The following is a 16,152-nucleotide window of genomic DNA, read 5'->3' on the forward strand; positions in this document are numbered from 1 at the left end:
CAGTCTGCCAGCCGCCAGGCAGCGCCTTTAATGTGAGGGGATGAGACTCACGGGGGTGGGCCGCCGCTACGGGTTCGGCGGGCCGTGGATACTGCGCGACCTCGACCTCGAAATCCCGGAGGGCAGCCTGCTGCGGGTCGAGGGCACCAACGGGAGCGGCAAGTCCACGCTGCTGCGGCTGCTCGCGGGCATCGACGCCCCGAGCGCCGGCCGGATCACCGGCCGCCCCCGCACCGCCTACGTCCCCGAACGCTTCCCCGCCGCACTGCCGATGACGGCGGGCGCCTACCTCACGCGCCTCGGCCGCATCCACGGCCTCAGTCGCGCGGGCGCGGCCCGCGGGGCGCAGGAGTGGCTGGAGCGGTTCGGCGCCGGTGCGTACGCCGGCACGCCGCTGTCCGAACTGTCCAAGGGCACCAGCCAGAAGGTCGCCGTCGCACAAGGGCTGATGGGCGCGCCCGGCCTCCTCGTCCTGGACGAGGCGTGGACGGGCCTGGACCGGGCGTCGCGGGGCGTCCTCGACGAGGCGGTACGGGAGCGGGTGGCGGGCGGGACGCGGGTGGTATTCGTGGACCACGATCCGGGGCGGCTGGCGGGGGAGGCGTATGCGGTACTGAGACTTGGCGGCCGCGACCGCTCGGCTGGTGCCGGTGACCACTCGGCGGGTCCTGGTAGCCGCTCGGCCGGTTCCGGTGACCACTCGGCGGGTCCTGGCGACCACTCGGCCGGTTCCGGCAACGACTCGGGTGGCTTCGGCGGCCTCTCGGCCGGTTCCGGCAACGACTCGGGTGGTTCTGGCGGCCTCTCGGCCAGTGCCGGTATCGACTCGGCCGGTTCCGGCAACCACTCGGGCGGTTCCGGCGGCCTCTCGGCCGGTCACGGCGCCCACTCGGGTGGCTCCGGCGACCTGCCGGGCGGTCCTGGCAACTACCCGGCCAGTCCCCGCAACCACTCAGCCCCTCCGGCGTTTGAGGACACCGCGCGTTCAGCGCGGAACACCACGGTGCACATCGTCGCCGAAGGCCCGGCCGGAGCCGAGCTCCCCCACGGCCTCCCCGGCGCGGCCGAGCCGCTCGGCGACGGCGCCGTCAGACTGACCGTGGCCGGGCCGCAAACAGACGACACGCTCCGCACCCTCCTCACCGCCCGCCCCCCGTGGCACATCCGCTCCGTAACGGAGGCCCCGCACCCGTGATCGCCCTGCTCCGCTACCAGGCCGCTCTCTTCCTGCGCTCGCACCGCTGGCTGCCGCCGCTGCTGCTCTACGGCGGCTCCATGGCCGTCGGCGTGCAGAGCGGCCAGCCGGTCCTGGACTGCGCCGGGTGGGCGGCGGCCACGCTGCTGCCCGTCACCGCGTGGCTGGTCCGGGTCTGCGTGACCAACGAGCCGCCCGCCGCGCGGGACTGCACCGCCGCCGCTGCCGGCCCGTGGCGCGTGCACCTGGCCGCGGTCGCCGTCGCCCTGGGCGCGGCGCTGCTGCTGGCCGTGGCCGGGAGCGGGATCGTCGCGGCGGTCGGCGACCCGCACACCGCCGACCGGCGGGCGGTGGTTCCCATGGGGTCCGCCACCGCCGCGGGGCTGGTGTGCGCGGTGGCCTGCGCGCTGCTCGGGACGGCGGTCGGGGCGCTGTGCAACCGGCCGCTGCTGCGCAGCACCGCGTGGGCCGTGCCGTCGACGCTGCTCGCCACGGTCGTCGTGCTGTTCGCCGGGGCGTCGCCCGCGAACGCCGCGGTGACCGGCCTGGTCACGGGGTCCCGTACGGGCGTCGTGCACGTCCCGCTGCTGCCGCTCGCCGCCGCGGGCGCCCTGGCGGCGGGAGCCGTCGCGACGGCCTGCGCGCTCGCCGCCCGGCGGACGTAGGCGAGGATGGGGGCATGAGCGACCGCAACGACGAGGCGTTCGCGGACTGCGTGCAGTGCGCGAAGCCCACCGAGTACCCCGCCGGCCGGCCCGGCATCACGCTGTGCCCCGTGTGCGAATGGCAGGAGGCGCAGCGCACCGCCTGCTCCGGCTGACGCGCCCGGCGCGGGCGCGTCCGTCAGCGGGCGGCGATCAGGTCCGAGACCCGGACCAATTCGTAGCCGCGGGCCCGCAGTTCCGGCACGATGCGCCGGATCGCCTCCTCGGTGGCCGGTGCCGCGCTGTGCGTGCAGTGCATGACCACGACCGAGCCGGGCTTGACCTGTGCCAGGACCTGGTCGGCGACCGGCCCGGACTTCTTGGCGAAGGCGTCGCCGCTGATCACGTCCCACTGCACGGCGGTGACCTTCGCCGGGGCTATCTCGCGCAGGACCGCGTCGTTGTGACAGCCGCCGGGGAAGCGGAAGTACGGCACGGTGTGTTCCACGCCGGCCTTCCCGAACGCGGCGGAGGCCCGCTCCACGTCCTGCCGGGCGGAGCCGGGCGCAACGGCCGGGAGGCCGTAGCAGGGCGTGGAGAACGCGTGGTGGCTGTACGAGTGGTTGGCGACCTCGAAGAGCGGGTCGGCGCCGATGGACTTCGCCTGATCCGGGTACTGCTCGGCCCACTTGCCCGTCATGAAGACGGTGGCGGGCACCTTCAGCCGCCGCAGCGTCGCGATGAGCTCCGGGTTGTCGAACCGCTCTCCGCGCGCGGCGCGCCTGTCCTGATCCGCCGTCATGTCGGCGTCGAAGGTGAGCGCGACGCGCTTGGCGCCGTCGCGCCGGCCGTGCGAGAAGACGGGGGCGGCCCCGCCGGGGCCCGGGGGCAGCGTGGGCGCGGCCAGGGGCCGGACGGAGGGCGCCGGCGGCGTCCCGGCCGGTGAAGCGGCCCCGGACGGAAGGGCCTTGGGGCGCTCGGCCGCGCCGGAGCTGCCGCCGCCGCACGCGGCGAGGGGCAGGCAGAGCAGCGCGGCGAGGGCGGGCGCGAGGGTGTGACGGGCCGGTCGGCGACGGAGGAAGGGGGTGGGGGTCACCACGGCACTGTATGCCCTGCCCCGCCGCGCCCTCGCGCCCGCCGGCGCTGTCAGGCGACGACGACGTTGTGCGCCGGGGTGACGCTGGGCCGCAGGTCGGCGAAGCCGAGGTCGGCGAGGACGGGGCCGAGGGTCTTGGCCCAGTTCTCCAGCGCCTCGGTGGACTCCCACACGTCCGTCACCCGCCAGCCGCCGCCCTCCCGGGGACCGGCGATGTGGGCGATGAGCCCGGCGGCGGGGATGTCGGCGAGGCGGGTGAATCCCATCCCGTCGGTGACGCGGGCGATGACGGCCTCGTAGAGGTCCTGTCCCCCTTCGGGGACGTCGAAGGTGACGACAATGGCCATGGTGTGCTCCTGGCGGTGGCGGAGAGCCCGGTGCCGGGCCCGTCCCCAGCCTTCCGCTCCGGCCGCCGCGGGGCAGCCCCGCGGCGGCGGCTCGCGGGCGCGTTGGACGGGGGCCCGTAGGCGCTGGCGCGAGGGCGCGCGAGGAGCGGGTGGCTTCGCTTCGGAAACGTTCCGGCCGGGTCGGCTGCGCCGCCCGGCCGCCTGCATGCCGCCGGACCTGCTCCGCTGCGGCCGGCCGCCGCGGCTGCGGTGGCGCGGCACGTTCTTCCGCCGCAACGGCGCGCAACCACGACGTGGCGGCCCGGCGGTGCCGAACCGCCCGCAGCCCGTGGGTTACGCCTCGGTCAACCGCTTCGCGTCGCGCGCGAGCGCCGTGAGCCGGGATATCGCCCGGAAGTACTTCTTGCGGTAGCCGCCGGCCAGCATCTCCGCGCTGAACAGCTCGTCGAACGGCCGCCCGGAGGCCAGGACTGGTATCTCGCGGTCGTACAGGCGGTCGGCCAGGACGACCAGCCGCAGCGCCGTGGACTGGTCCGGCACCGGCTCGACGCCGGTCAGGCACACGGCCCGCACGGAGTCGCACATCGCGCCGTAGCGGCTGGGGTGGACCTTGGAGAGGTGCTCCAGCAGCGCGGGGAAGGCGTCGAGCGAGGCGCCCTCGGTGGTTTCAGCCGTACGGGTGACGGTCGCTTCGCCGAACGGGGCGGGCGCCTCCGGCAGGCCGCGGTGGCGGTAGTCCTCGCCGTCGATGCGCAGGGGGCGGAAGTGGGCCGACAGCCCCTGTATCTCGCGCAGGAAGTCCGCCGCGGCGAACCGGCCCTCGCCGAGCTTGCCCGGCAGCGTGTTGGAGGTCGCGGCGAGCGCGACGCCCGCCTCCACCAGCTTGCCCAGCAGGCTGGAGACGAGGACGGTGTCGCCCGGGTCGTCGAGCTCGAACTCGTCGATGCACAGGAGGCGGTGGCCGCTGAGGGTCTTGACGGTCTGCTGGAAGCCCAGCGCGCCGACGAGGTTGGTCAGCTCCACGAAGGTGCCGAACGCCTTCAGCTCCGGGGCGGCCGGGGTGGCGTGCCACAGGGAGGCCAGCAGGTGGGTCTTGCCGACGCCGTACCCGCCGTCGAGGTAGACGCCGCGCGGGCCGGCCGCCGCGGCCGGCTTCGCCTCGCGCCGGAACCAGCGCTTGCGGCCCCCGCCGGCGGCGCTCGCGCCGCCGAGGCCGCCCGCGAAGCCGCTGAGGACCTTGACGGCCTCGGTCTGGCTGGGCTGGTCGGCCGCCGGTATGTAGTTGTCGAAGCGGACCGTGCCGAAGCGGGGCGGCGGCACCATCTCGGCGACCAGGCGGTCGGCCGGGACGTGCGGGGCGCGGGAGGTCAGCGCGATCGGGGAGCCGGTACCGGCGCCGGGTATCGGGCCCGAGGCGTCGGAAGGGGCCGACGGGGCCGGTGAGGCGGCTGCGCCGGAAGCGGAGGCGGTGGTGGGTGACACAGCTCTCCAGCCTAGCCGCTGAACACCGGCTGCCGGCCGCCGGAAGAGCGAGGCATGTCACACTGCGGCCTATGCGACGCCTGTTCCCCGTGCCCCTGCCGTCTCCCTCCGCCTCTGCTTCCCCCTCGTCCCCCTGTGCCTCAGAGGACCGCACCTGGGAGCTGGCGGAGCTCGCCGAGGCGTACGCCTATCCGGAGGCGGCGGGAAGCGGTGGTCGCGCGTGGCTGCGCGCCAACATGGTCTCCTCGCTGGACGGCGCGGCCCACCACGACGGGCGCTCGCAGCCGCTGTCCTCCGCCGCCGACATGCGCGTCTTCGGTACGCTGCGCGGCCTCGCGGACGCGGTCGTCGTCGGCGCGGAGACCGTACGCCAGGAGGGCTACCGGCCCGCCCGCGCCCGCGAGGCCTTCGCGGCGCGCCGGGCGGCGCTCGGCCAGGGGCCCGCGCCGGTGATCGCGATCGTGAGCGCGGGGCTCGACCTGGACTTCACTCTGCCCTTGTTCAGGGAGCCGCTGGTGCCGACCATCGTGCTGACGGGTGCGGACGCCCCCGCGGACCGGGTCGCCGCGGCCCGCGCGGCCGGGGCCGACGTGCTCGTGGCGGGCGAGGGGCGCCGGGTGGACCCCGCGCGGGTGCCGGAGGTGCTGGCCGCACGCGGTCTGACCAGGCTGCTCACCGAGGGCGGCCCGCGGCTGCTGGGGCAGTTCGCGGCGGCGGGCGTGCTCGACGAGCTGTGCCTGACGCTCGCGCCGCTGGTCGCGGGCGGTACGGCGGACCGGATCGTGAGCGGTCCCGGCATGCCCGTGCCAAAACGATTCGTCCTCGCCTCGCTCCTCGAAGAGGGAGGTTTTCTGTTCAGCAGGTACCACAGGATCTGACAATCGGCGGAATATTCCGTTCCGGTTACCCGTCCGTGGGCAGAATTGAGTCGGACGCGCCCGAGGGGGCACGTGACCAGAACAGGCGGGCCCAGGGGGGCACGCGCAGGATGGTTTCTGTTGGCCGTTGGGCCGGTGGCCCACGAAGGAGAAGGGCTCCCACCGTGTTCACGAGCGTATTGATGATCGAGCAGCCGCTGTCCGCCACCGACGTCGACTTCGTCACCACCCTCCACGACGACGAGATGTCCTTCGTGGTGCTCATGCAGCCCCGAGGCGCCGAGGACCGGCTCCTGCGCGCCATCGACGACGTCGCCCTCGGCGAGCTGGAACGGGCGATGCACGAGGCCGACGAACCGGAGGGCGAGCAGGCCCTCCGCCCGGCCGCCGTCGCCCTGGAGCACTCGCTCCGCAGCCTCCGGGACGCGGGCTGCGAGGCCGTGGGCCAGCTCGTCGAGGGCCACCCGCTGGACCTGCTGCGGTCCGTGGTCGAGCAGACCCACGCCGACGAGGTGATCGTGCTGACCGCACCGCACCTGGTGGAGGAGTTCTTCCACCGCGACTGGGCCTCCCGGGCCCGGCACAAGGTCGGCGTGCCCGTCCTCAAGCTCTACGCCCACAACGACGAGGAGGACTACGCCCTGGGCGACGTGGGAGAGGGGTGAGAAGCGGGGGCGGCCCCCGGAGAAGGGCGCCGTCCTCAGCGCAGCCGCCCGTCGGCCATCGTCAGGACCCGGTCCGCACGGCCGAGCAGCGCCCGGTCGTGCGTCACCAGCACCGTGGCCGTCCCGTGCTCCCGGGTCACCGCGGCGAGCAGCTCCACGACCCGCTCGCCGCGCTCGTGATCCAGCGCCGACGTCGGCTCGTCCACCAGCAGGACGGACGGGCCGCCGCACAGCGCGCGGGCGATGTTCACCCGCTGCCGCTCGCCCCCGGACAGCTGGTGCGGGCGGCGGCGCCGCTTCGCCGCGTCCAGGCCCACCGACTCCAGCAGCTCCGCGGCCCGCGCCCGGGCGGCCCGCCCGCTGCCGCCGCGTACGGCCCCGCCCCGCACGTGCTCCACCGCCAGCAGCTGCTCCTCGGCGGTGAGCGACGGCAGCAGGTTCGCCTGCTGGAAGACGATGCCGATCCGGTCCCGGCGCAGCGCTGTGCGGGCCCGGGCGCTCATCGGCCCGGTGTCCTGCCCGGCCACGGTCACGCGCCCCTCGTCGGGGCTCAGCAGCGTGGCCGCCACCGCGAGCAGGCTCGACTTCCCGGAGCCGGAGGGTCCGGCGACGGCGACGAGCTCGCCGGGCGCCACGTCCAGGGACACCGCGTCGAGGGCGGTCAGCCGGCGGTCGCCGTCCGGATAGGTGAGAGTGACGGATTTCAGCGACAGAGCGGGTTCCAGCGGCAGAGCAGGATCCAGCGGCAGGGCGGGGGCGGTGTTCACCGGGAGGCTCCCAGGGCGGTCAGGGGGTCGACGGACGTGATGCGGCGCACGGCGAGGGCGGAGCCGGCCAGGCCCAGCAGCACCATGGCCGCGACGGGTACGGCCACGGTCGCCGCGCCCAGCTCGAACGGCACCGACGCCGACGCGAGCGCCCCGCCGGCCGCGCCCGCCGCCGCGCCGAGCACGGACCCGGCGGCCAGCACGACCGCGGCCTGCCCGAGCGCGTCCCGCACGAGGTAGGCGCTGCTCGCGCCCACCGCCTTGAGCACCGCGACGTCGGGCTTGCGCTGCACCGTCCACACCGTGAAGAAGGCGCCCACGACCAGGGCGCTCACCACGAACAGGAAGCCCTGGATCATCTGCAGGGTGCCGTGCTCGGCCGCGTAGCCGTCGATCCCGTCCAGGGCTTCGCCGACGGAGACCGCTTTCGTGGAGCGCGCGGCGTCCCCGGCCGGGTGCCCGCCGCCGTCAACGGCGAGCGCTGTCGGCTGCGCCTGGTGGCTCACCCGCTGCCACGCCGCGAGCGTCGTCCACACGCTCGGGGCGTGGCCGTGGCTGCGGTCCTCGGTGATGCCCGAGACGGTCAGCTCCTCTGTGCCGAGGGTGACCCGGTCGCCGGTGCGCAGCCCGGCGTCGCGCGCCACGCGCTCGCTCACGGCCACCTGGCCGCTGCCCGGCGCCGCGCCGGTGACGAGCGCGGGCCGCAGCCCGTCCGGCGTCCCGAAGACGCTCACCGACGACGCCCGGCCGCCCGCCGTCAGCCGCGTCATCGCCACGCCGAACGGTTCGGCGGACCGCACGCCCGCCGCCTCCCGCCAGGCCCGCTGCTGCCCGGCGTCCACCGAGCTGTTCGAGAAGGACACCTCCGGCCCGGCCCCGGCGGGCGCACCGAAGACGATCCGCCCGGCCGGCAGGCCCGCCACGGCGGACGACGCCTCCCGCGCCAGGCCGCCGGTCAGGCCGTAGAGAAAGACCACGAGGGTCGTGATGAGCGTGACCACGGCACCCATCAGGGCGAACCGCCCCCGGGCGAAACGGATGTCACGAAGTGCGACGAACAAGGACCCTCTACCTCCGGGCTCTGAACAGGACCCCTCCACACTCCCGCGCGGACGCCTTGCCGCCATCAGGGCAAGGACTGGTCCGCGGCCCGTCCGTACGGTGCACCCGAAAATCAATCGAACGGTTGAGGGCAGGGGCGGGCAGGCTCCCGGGCGCGGGCCCGTACGCTCGATGGGGTGAGCCGAACGACCCCTTCCGCCCTCCGCGCCCGGCGCGCGGCGCGGCCCGCGCCGGACGCCGTCGCAGTGCCCCCGCCCGGCTCCGACATGCCCTCCCTGCGCCTGGTCCGCCTCGCGCTGCACGGCTCCTTCTACGTGCTCCTCGCCGTCGCCGCCGCCCCGGCCGTCGCAGGCAGCAAACCCCCGGCAACCCTGCTGCCCGCCGCCGTGCTCGCCGCCGTCTACGGCCTCGGCGTGATCCGGTCCACCGCCCGCCGCGGGCTCTGGCTCACCGCCGTCACCGCCCTGTGGCTCCTGCTGCTCGCCATGGACCACGGCTACAGCTACGTCGCCTTCCCGCTGTTCTTCCTCTTCCTGGGCACCCTGCCCGTCCGCTGGGCGCACCCCGCCATCGCCGCGGCCACCGCCGCCGTCGTGGCCGCCCAGGCCGCCGCGCCCGGCGGGCTCACCGCCGCCAAGGTGATCGGCCCCGCCGCCGGCGCCGCCGTCGCCATCCTCACCGGCTACGGCTACGCCGCGCTCTACCGTGAGAGCCGCAAGCGCCAGCAGCTCATCGACGACCTGCTGCGCACCCGCGACGAGCTCGCCGCCGCCCAGCGCGAGGCCGGCCGGCTCGCCGAGCGCCAGCGGCTCGCCCGCGAGATCCACGACACCCTCGCCCAGGGCCTGTCCAGCATCGTCCTGCTCGCCCGCGCCGCCGAGACCGCCGCCCCGGACACCGCCCGCGAGCGCGTCCGCGAGATCGGGCTGACCGCCTCCGACAACCTCGCCGAGGCCCGCCGCTTCGTCCAGGCCCTCACCCCGCCCGCCCTGGAGGACGCGCCCCTGCCCGAGGCGCTGCGCCGGGTCACCGCGCGCACCGTCCCCGGGGCCGTCTTCCGCCTCGACGGCGACCCGCGCACGCTCCCCATGGAGACCGAGGTCGCCCTGCTGCGCCTCACGCAGGAGGCCCTCGCCAACGTCGCCCGCCACGCGCACGCCGACCGCACCGCCGTCACCCTCGCCTTCCTCGACGGCCAGGTCGCCCTCGACATCTACGACGACGGCGTCGGCTTCACCCCCGGCGACGGCCCCGCCGACGGCCGCCGGACCTTCGGCCTGCACGGCATGCGCGAGCGCATCGCCGCCCTCGGCGGCACCCTCACGGTCGAGTCGGCCCCGGGGGAGGGCACGGCGATCGCGGCGGTGGTGCCGGTGGGTGCGGGAGCCCGGCCCCGGGATGAGGGAAGCGAGGGTGTTCCGTCCGAGGGCGGCCCCGGGGCGTCCTCTCCGCCGCAACGGCGACCGGCCACGACGGCGGTGTCCGGCGGTGCCGGACCGGACACCGGCTCGAAGGGGGTCGCGGCATGAGCGAGCCGGCACACTCCGAAGGCGCCGGCCGCGAGGCCATCCGCGTGCTGATCGTCGACGACCACCCCGTCGTGCGCCGCGGCCTGCGCGCCATGGTCGACGACCTCCCCGGCGTGGAGGCCGTCGGCGAGGCCGCCGACGGCGCCGCGGCCCTGCGGCTGCTCGACGCCGGAACCCGCCCGGACGTCGTCCTCATGGACCTCCAGATGGGCGACGGCATGCACGGCGTCGAGGCCACCCGCCGCATCACCGCGCTGCCCTCCCCGCCCGCCGTCCTCATCCTCACCACCTACAGCACCGACGCCGACATCCTCGCCGCCGTCGAGGCCGGCGCCACCGGCTACCTCCTCAAGGACGCCCCGCCCGAAGAGGTCGCCGCCGCCGTCCACGCGGCCGCCCGCGGCGAGACCGTCCTCGCCCCGCCCGTCGCCGCCCGCCTGCTCGGCCGCGTCCGCGCCGGGGGCAGGCCCGCCCTCACCCAGCGCGAGACCGAGATCCTCGGACTGGTGGCCGAGGGCCTGGCCAACAAGCAGATCTCCCGCCGCCTCTTCATCAGCGAGGCGACGGTCAAGACCCACCTCGTCCACATCTACGGAAAGCTCGGTGTCGACAGCCGCACGGCGGCCATCGCGGCGGGCCTGGCGGCGGGGCTGATCCGGGCGGTGTGACGGGGGAGGACGGGGCTGTCACCGCGGGGTGCAAGAATCGGTCCCTGACACCCAGCAAGCTGCGACAGGGAGCACCGCACATGGCACCGGCCGTCCCCACGACGATGGACCGACCGCACTTCATCGGCATCGGCGGCGCCGGCATGTCGGGCATCGCGAAGATCCTCGCCCAGCGCGGCGCGCAGGTCGCGGGCAGCGACGCGAAGGAGTCCGCGACCGCCGAGGCGCTGCGCGCCCTGGGCGCCACGGTGCACATCGGGCACGCCGCCGGGCACCTGGCCGAGGACGCCACCTGCGTCGTCGTCTCCAGCGCCATCCGCGCGGACAACCCCGAGCTGGCCGCGGCCGCCGAGCGCGGCATCCCCGTCGTGCACCGCTCGGACGCCCTCGCCCGCCTGATGGACGGCCTGCGCCCGATCGCGGTCGCCGGCACCCACGGCAAGACGACCACGACGTCGATGCTCGCGGTCGCCCTGGACGCGCTGGGCCTGGACCCGTCGTACGCCATCGGCGGTGACCTGGACGCCCCGGGCTCCAACGCCCGGCACGGCGCCGGCGAGATCTTCGTGGCGGAGGCGGACGAGAGCGACCGCAGCTTCCACAAGTACGCGCCCGAGGTCGCGATCATCCTCAACGTGGAGCTGGACCACCACGCGAACTACGCGTCGATGGACGAGATCTACGAGTCGTTCGAGACGTTCGTGGGCCGGATCCGCCCGGGCGGCACGCTCGTCGTGGCCGCGGACCAGTCGGGCGCCCGCGAGCTGACCGAGCGCATCTCGGGGCGTCACGACATCGAGGTCGTCACGTACGGCGAGGCCGAGGACGCCGACGTGCGCGTCCTGAAGGTCACCCCGCGCGGCCTGACCAGCGAGGTCACCGTCCTCCTGGGCGGCAAGATGCTGACCTTCACGGTCTCCGTCCCCGGCCGCCACTACGCGCACAACGCCGTCGCCGCCCTCGCCGCGGGCATCGCGCTGGGCATCCCCGCGCACAACCTGGCCTCCGCGATCGGCAAGTACACCGGCGTCAAGCGCCGTCTGCAGCTCAAGGGCGAGGCGGCCGGCGTGCAGGTCATCGACTCCTACGCCCACCACCCCACCGAGATGACCGCCGACCTGGAGGCCATCCGCGGCGCCGCGGCCGGCTCCCGCGTCCTGGTCGTCTTCCAGCCGCACCTGTTCTCCCGCACCCAGGAGCTCGGCACCGAGATGGGTCAGTCCCTCGCGCTGGCCGACGCCTCGGTGGTCCTGGACATCTACCCGGCCCGCGAAGACCCGGTCCCCGGCGTCACCAGCGCCCTGATCATCGACGCCGCGGTCGCCGCGGGCGCCGACGTCCGCGCCGAGCCCGACATGGCCGCCATCCCGGACGTCGTCGCGGGAATGGCCCGCCCCGGTGACCTCGTTCTGACCATGGGGGCGGGAGACGTCACGGACCTCGGTCCGAAGATCCTGGCCCGCCTGGAGAGCTGAACCGGAAAAGCCGTATCCCCGAAAGGCGAGCGACATGGCGTACGAGGTCGAGAAGACGGACGAGCAGTGGCGCGCTGAGCTCTCCCCTGCGGAGTACCAGGTGCTCCGCAGGGCCGGCACCGAGCCCGCCTTCCGGGGCGAGTACACCGACACGAAGACGGCGGGCGTCTACTCCTGCCGCGCGTGCGGCGCGGAGCTCTTCCGCTCCACGGAGAAGTTCGAGAGCCACTGCGGCTGGCCGAGCTTCTACGACCCGAAGGACTCCGCCGCCGTCGAGCTGATCGAGGACCGCTCCCACGGCATGGTCCGCACCGAGGTCCGCTGCGCCCGCTGCGGCTCGCACCTGGGCCACGTCTTCGAGGGCGAGGGCTACCCCACCCCCACGGACCAGCGCTACTGCATCAACTCCATCGCCCTGCGCCTGGAGTCCGCGGGGGGCTGAGCTCAGCCTCGCCGGGGCTGATGTCAGTGGTCCATGTCAACCTGCTGGGGCCTGAGTTACCGCCCGGACAGCGAGGAAGACGTGGACCGCGCAAGCACTGCCCAGCCGTTCAACCGCCGTATCCTTCTGCTGACGGAGGTCATCGACGACCCCGTTGAGGTGGCAGCCGCCGAAGAACTGGTGGCTGCCGAAGGCTGGATCATTCACGAGCCGACCGAGGGCGAGACAGCACGCGTCGCGCCCCGACGCGCTCTGAAGTTCGAGGTTCGTTTGCGAGGGGCGCGGCGCGGAGCCGTGAAGGAGGCTGTCAGACGCGTCGAGCGTTTGGCTGAGCGGGCACGTCTCGGCCTGTGGGTACGCGAATCGGTGCTGCTGACCCCGCCCCGGGAACCGCGCACGCCGTACTGGATCCGCTTGGCTCGACCCGCTCAGGGGACAAGGCCGGCACGGTGGGCCCTTCGTGTCGCGCGGCGGCTGGATGGCTCGCATGATCAGCGTGTTGTTGTGCTGCCCGGGCCGCGGGACATGCCCACTGCTGTCGATGAATTGTCCGGCAGCCGCTTGGGCGGACATCTGTACGAGCCGGCGACGCAGGTGGTACGCGGCCCGTCGGTACTGGATGGTCAGGCAACTGCCCCATTCCCTGATCCGTCGAATCCAGACCGGTTCCTGAAGCTCTGTCTCCAGGTACTTCTCTTCCTGGCGAGCATGCTCGGGTGCTTGCTCGGTGCCGGGGTTCTCTATGTGGTTGATTCGCCGTGGCGCTGGTCCGTGCTGCCTCTCGCATTGGTTCTGGGGGCAGTGCTGGGGGCTTTTGTTATGCCTGCTTCCTGGTCTCGATACGGGAAGCTGGCGATGGGGCTGGGTTTTGTTTCCGTAATGATCTACTTGGGGTACTTCATTGCCGATTCGAAGCCTGGTGGGCCGGGTGGAGTCATCTATGTGCCACTGTATGTCCTTGCCGGAGGGTTTATCCTCGCGGTTTTCTACGGCCTTTGGCTGGCAGGGACGGCGTCTTGGTTTAGTCGGAATCTGAGCTGGGCGCTTCCGGCGCTTATGGCGCCGCTCTATTTCGTCCCGCTGTGGTTCGGAAGGCTGATGTACACCGTCTATCTGTCCTTCGGCTTTGATATACCTGTCGATGCAGTCCCTGTGACGACGTATTCATTCATTTCCGCTGCTCTGAAGCCGGTTGCCTTGGCGGCGGCATGTGCGCTCTTCTTTCTTTCTGTGGGTGGCTGGGCGCGCCACTTCTACTGGGGGAGCTCGGCGGCGGGCGGAATTTCTACGTTTACTCTCCCTGTCGTGGCTTTGGTGTACGTGGTGACCGCCCTCTCCTACGGTATTCTGAACGTCGAATCGGCATGGAGTGAATCCGTAAATTCCGTCCGGGCAGGGCGTCCCCCTGCCTCCTTCCATGGTTTGCAGGGCAAGCTCATGTGTGTCCGGCCGCGTGAAAAGGACATAGCAACGTACGGCGGCCCGGTGCCCGAGGACCGGGCTGTGCTGACCTTCGGCAGTACTGGGGACCGCGTCTGGCTGTGGGGCCTCCAGGCACCGGGTTCCCGCGAAGCACGGTGGGCGTCCATGAGCGTCCGCCTGGAGGACGTCATCCTCACCCCCGCCCCGTCAGGCGGGCACTGCAAGCGCCCGTGACGCGGCCCCGAGGCGGGGCTCAGCTCCGGGGGGTGGCGGACAGGCCCTTCTTCAGGTCGTCGTAGTTCATGACGGGGATCAGCTCGACGTCGGCTTCCATCTCCAGCAGGAGCGACTCCAGCGTGGCGGGTATCTGCGACGCGTCCGCCAGGTCGAAGACGAGCGTGCAGGTGCGGCCGCCGTCCATGGGGCCGAAGTAGGCCGCTTCCGGCTTGGTCCGGTCCATCAGGTCCTGCACGAACTTCGGCAGCTCGCCGCGCTTGTAGACCTCGTTCGAAGCGTGGGTGTCCAGCCGGGCCCTGAGCATCATGCGCATGGCTCATCGTCCCCTCGGGGCGGCCCACCGCACCCGGCGCTCCGGCTCCGCGCTCACTGAGGCGCGGATGTGCCCGTCTTCAGCGTCTCTCCGGGGCGGAGCCGTCGCAACGCAGCACGGCCGCCGACGCGGGCGGCAGGTGGAGGACACCATCCGGGCCGGGGAGGTGCACCGGGTGCCAGGCGGCCAGGATCCCGGTCGGGTGGGGGGTGCCCAGGGGCAGGGCGGCCGGTGCGGCCGTGGGGTTGACGGCCGTGCACAGGGTGCCGCGGCGCAGGACGGCCGTGCCGCCGGGGCCCACGGCGGCGGTCGTGGAGGAGAGCGGGCCCGGGTCCGGTTCGGCGTGGCGGAGGGCGATCAGGCGGCGGTGCCAGTCCAGCAGGGCGCGGTGCGGCTCGCGCTCGGGCTCGCTCCAGTCCAGGCAGGAGCGGTCGCGGGTGGCCGGGTCCTGCGGGTCGGGGATCTCCTCGGCGGACCAGCCGTGCGCGGCGAACTCGCGCCGGCGGCCGGTGCGGACCGCCTCGGCCAGCTGCGGGTCCGTGTGGTCGGTGAAGAACTGCCAGGGGGTGCGGGCGCCCCACTCCTCGCCCATGAACAGCATGGGGGTGAAGGGCCCGCCCAGGACGAGCGCGGCGGCGCAGGCGAGCAGGCCGGGGGAGAGGCGGGCCGCGAGCCGGTCGCCCTGGGCGCGGTTGCCGATCTGGTCGTGGTTCTGGGCGTAGCCGACGAGGCGGTGCGCGGGGGTGGCCGCCGGGTCGAGGGGGCGGCCCCACGGGCGGCCGCGGAACGAGGAGCGCGTGCCGTCGTGGAAGAAGCCGCCCCGCAGCGTCTTGGCGAGCGCCGCGGCCGGGTCGGCGGCGAAGTCGGCGTAGTAGCCCTGGGACTCGCCGGTGAGGACGGTGTGCAGGGCGTGGTGGAAGTCGTCGTTCCACTGGGCGTGCAGGCCCAGGCCGCCGGCGCGGCGCGGCGTCACCGTGGCGGGGTCGTTCCGGTCGGACTCGGCGACGAGGAACAGCGGCCTGCCCAGCCGCGCGGCCAGGGCGTCGACGGCGCCGGACAGCTCGGCGAGGAAATGCTTGGGCCGGTTGTCGGCGAGGGCGTGGACCGCGTCGAGCCGCAGCCCGTCCAGCCGGTAGTCCCGCAGCCAGGCCAGCGCACTGCCCGTCAGATACGCGCGCACCTCGTCGGAGCCGGGGGCGTCGAGGTTGACGGCCGCGCCCCACGGAGTGTGGTGGGTGTCGGTGAAGTACGGCCCGAAGGCGGGCAGGTGGTTGCCGGAGGGGCCGAGGTGGTTGTGCACCACGTCCAGGACGACGCCGAGGCCGAGCGCGTGGGCCGCGTCCACGAAGCGGGCGAGGCCCGCGGGCCCGCCGTAGGGCTCGTGCACGGCCCACAGCGACACGCCCTCGTACCCCCAGCCGTGCGTGCCCGGGAACGGGCACACGGGCATCAGCTCCACATGGGTGACGCCCAGTCCGGCGAGGTGCGGCAGGCGCGCGGCCGCGGCGTCGAAGGTGCCCTCGCGGGTGAACGTGCCCACGTGCAGCTCGTAGAGGACGGCCCCGGGCAGCCCCCGGCCCGCCCACCCGTGCCGCCACGCGAAGCTCTCCGGAGCGGTGACCGCGCTCAGTCCGTCGGGCCCGTCCGGCTGGCGGCGCGAGCGCGGATCGGGCCGTACGGGGCCGACGTCGAGGGCGAAGCCGTAGCGGGTGCCGTCCCCGCCCGGAGCCTCCCGCCGCCACCAGCCGGCCCGCGCCGGATCCGGCTCCATCGCGTACGCTCCGCCGCCGGCGTGCAGCGTCACCCGCCCGGCCCGCGGCGCCCACACCTCGAACAGCACTGGCGGCTCCTTCCGGCCGTGGTGACCGCAGTGCTGTCCATGGTGCCCTGCGGCCACCCCTTCCGGGGCGCGGAACCGGTCAGCCCGCCC

The 16,152-nt window shown here is 74.1% G+C and carries 16 protein-coding genes and 1 pseudogene; 10 read left to right on the forward strand and 7 right to left on the reverse strand.

Annotation, left to right across the window (positions count from 1 at the left end):
• Positions 1 to 40: 40 nt before the first annotated feature.
• From IF61_RS0128250 to IF61_RS36405, 3 genes and pseudogenes are all read left to right on the forward strand, one after another.
• A pseudogene (locus IF61_RS0128250) lies at positions 41 to 712 on the forward strand (ATP-binding cassette domain-containing protein); the annotation flags it as partial.
• Positions 713 to 1,191: 479 nt separating this feature from the next.
• A complete protein-coding gene (locus IF61_RS0128255) occupies positions 1,192 to 1,860 on the forward strand; it encodes a hypothetical protein (RefSeq protein WP_030369369.1) in 669 nt (222 codons plus the stop codon).
• A 14-nt stretch (positions 1,861 to 1,874) separates the two neighbouring features.
• On the forward strand, positions 1,875 to 2,015 hold the full coding sequence (locus tag IF61_RS36405; protein WP_169748857.1) for a hypothetical protein: 141 nt from the start codon (positions 1,875 to 1,877) through the stop codon (positions 2,013 to 2,015).
• Positions 2,016 to 2,038: 23 nt separating this feature from the next.
• Here IF61_RS36405 and IF61_RS0128265 read toward each other — a convergent pair whose 3' ends face one another.
• The 3 genes from IF61_RS0128265 to zapE form a co-directional block, all read right to left on the reverse strand.
• A complete protein-coding gene (locus IF61_RS0128265; RefSeq protein WP_078660572.1) occupies positions 2,039 to 2,935 on the reverse strand; it encodes a polysaccharide deacetylase family protein in 897 nt (298 codons plus the stop codon).
• A 50-nt stretch (positions 2,936 to 2,985) separates the two neighbouring features.
• Positions 2,986 to 3,282, reverse strand: coding sequence for an antibiotic biosynthesis monooxygenase family protein (locus IF61_RS0128270; RefSeq protein WP_030369371.1), 297 nt, complete (start codon positions 3,280 to 3,282; stop codon positions 2,986 to 2,988).
• 333 nt (positions 3,283 to 3,615) lie between these two features.
• Positions 3,616 to 4,686 (reverse strand): cell division protein ZapE, encoded by a 1,071-nt coding sequence (zapE, locus tag IF61_RS0128275; RefSeq protein ID WP_030369372.1) that lies wholly within the window; start codon positions 4,684 to 4,686, stop codon positions 3,616 to 3,618.
• 149 nt (positions 4,687 to 4,835) lie between these two features.
• Between zapE and IF61_RS0128280 the strand changes: the two genes are divergently transcribed.
• Positions 4,836 to 5,642: a pyrimidine reductase family protein gene (locus tag IF61_RS0128280; RefSeq protein WP_030369373.1), complete on the forward strand. Its 807-nt coding sequence runs from the start codon at positions 4,836 to 4,838 to the stop codon at positions 5,640 to 5,642.
• Between the two features lie 164 nt (positions 5,643 to 5,806).
• Entirely contained in the window at positions 5,807 to 6,307 is a 501-nt protein-coding gene (locus tag IF61_RS0128285) for a hypothetical protein (RefSeq protein ID WP_043191155.1), read from the forward strand.
• Between the two features lie 35 nt (positions 6,308 to 6,342).
• On the opposite strand, the gene IF61_RS0128290 is transcribed toward IF61_RS0128285, so the two are convergent.
• Both IF61_RS0128290 and IF61_RS0128295 read right to left on the reverse strand, forming a co-directional pair.
• Complete coding sequence (locus IF61_RS0128290; RefSeq protein ID WP_397945567.1) at positions 6,343 to 7,074, reverse strand: ABC transporter ATP-binding protein; 732 nt, start codon at positions 7,072 to 7,074, stop codon at positions 6,343 to 6,345.
• On the reverse strand, positions 7,071 to 8,135 hold the full coding sequence (locus IF61_RS0128295; protein ID WP_030369376.1) for an ABC transporter permease: 1,065 nt from the start codon (positions 8,133 to 8,135) through the stop codon (positions 7,071 to 7,073). The genes IF61_RS0128290 and IF61_RS0128295 overlap by 4 nt, the downstream gene beginning before the upstream one ends.
• A gap of 177 nt (positions 8,136 to 8,312) precedes the next feature.
• Here IF61_RS0128295 and IF61_RS0128300 point away from each other — a divergent pair, with 177 nt between their 5' ends.
• The 5 genes from IF61_RS0128300 (at position 8,313) to IF61_RS34745 (ending at position 13,906) form a co-directional block, all read left to right on the forward strand.
• The gene (locus tag IF61_RS0128300; protein WP_342668026.1) at positions 8,313 to 9,665 is read left to right on the forward strand and encodes a sensor histidine kinase; all 1,353 of its coding nucleotides are present in this window, start codon (positions 8,313 to 8,315) and stop codon (positions 9,663 to 9,665) included.
• Entirely contained in the window at positions 9,662 to 10,333 is a 672-nt protein-coding gene (locus IF61_RS0128305) for a response regulator (protein WP_052393126.1), read from the forward strand. The genes IF61_RS0128300 and IF61_RS0128305 overlap by 4 nt, the downstream gene beginning before the upstream one ends.
• Positions 10,334 to 10,413: 80 nt before the next feature.
• Entirely contained in the window at positions 10,414 to 11,808 is a 1,395-nt protein-coding gene (gene murC / locus IF61_RS0128310; RefSeq protein WP_030369379.1) for a UDP-N-acetylmuramate--L-alanine ligase, read from the forward strand.
• Between the two features lie 34 nt (positions 11,809 to 11,842).
• A complete protein-coding gene (gene msrB / locus IF61_RS0128315; protein WP_030369380.1) occupies positions 11,843 to 12,250 on the forward strand; it encodes a peptide-methionine (R)-S-oxide reductase MsrB in 408 nt (135 codons plus the stop codon).
• A gap of 81 nt (positions 12,251 to 12,331) precedes the next feature.
• Positions 12,332 to 13,906: a hypothetical protein gene (locus tag IF61_RS34745; RefSeq protein WP_030369381.1), complete on the forward strand. Its 1,575-nt coding sequence runs from the start codon at positions 12,332 to 12,334 to the stop codon at positions 13,904 to 13,906.
• Positions 13,907 to 13,925: 19 nt separating this feature from the next.
• Here IF61_RS34745 and IF61_RS0128325 read toward each other — a convergent pair whose 3' ends face one another.
• Both IF61_RS0128325 and treZ read right to left on the reverse strand, forming a co-directional pair.
• Positions 13,926 to 14,222 (reverse strand): hypothetical protein, encoded by a 297-nt coding sequence (locus IF61_RS0128325; RefSeq protein WP_030369382.1) that lies wholly within the window; start codon positions 14,220 to 14,222, stop codon positions 13,926 to 13,928.
• Between the two features lie 79 nt (positions 14,223 to 14,301).
• Positions 14,302 to 16,062 carry a malto-oligosyltrehalose trehalohydrolase gene (treZ, locus tag IF61_RS0128330; protein WP_030369383.1) on the reverse strand — a complete coding sequence of 587 codons (1,761 nt, stop codon included), beginning with the start codon at positions 16,060 to 16,062 and terminating at the stop codon, positions 14,302 to 14,304.
• Positions 16,063 to 16,152 lie beyond the last annotated feature (90 nt).

The organism is Streptomyces roseoverticillatus (assembly GCF_000719265.1).
Taxonomy (GTDB): domain Bacteria; phylum Actinomycetota; class Actinomycetes; order Streptomycetales; family Streptomycetaceae; genus Streptomyces; species Streptomyces roseoverticillatus.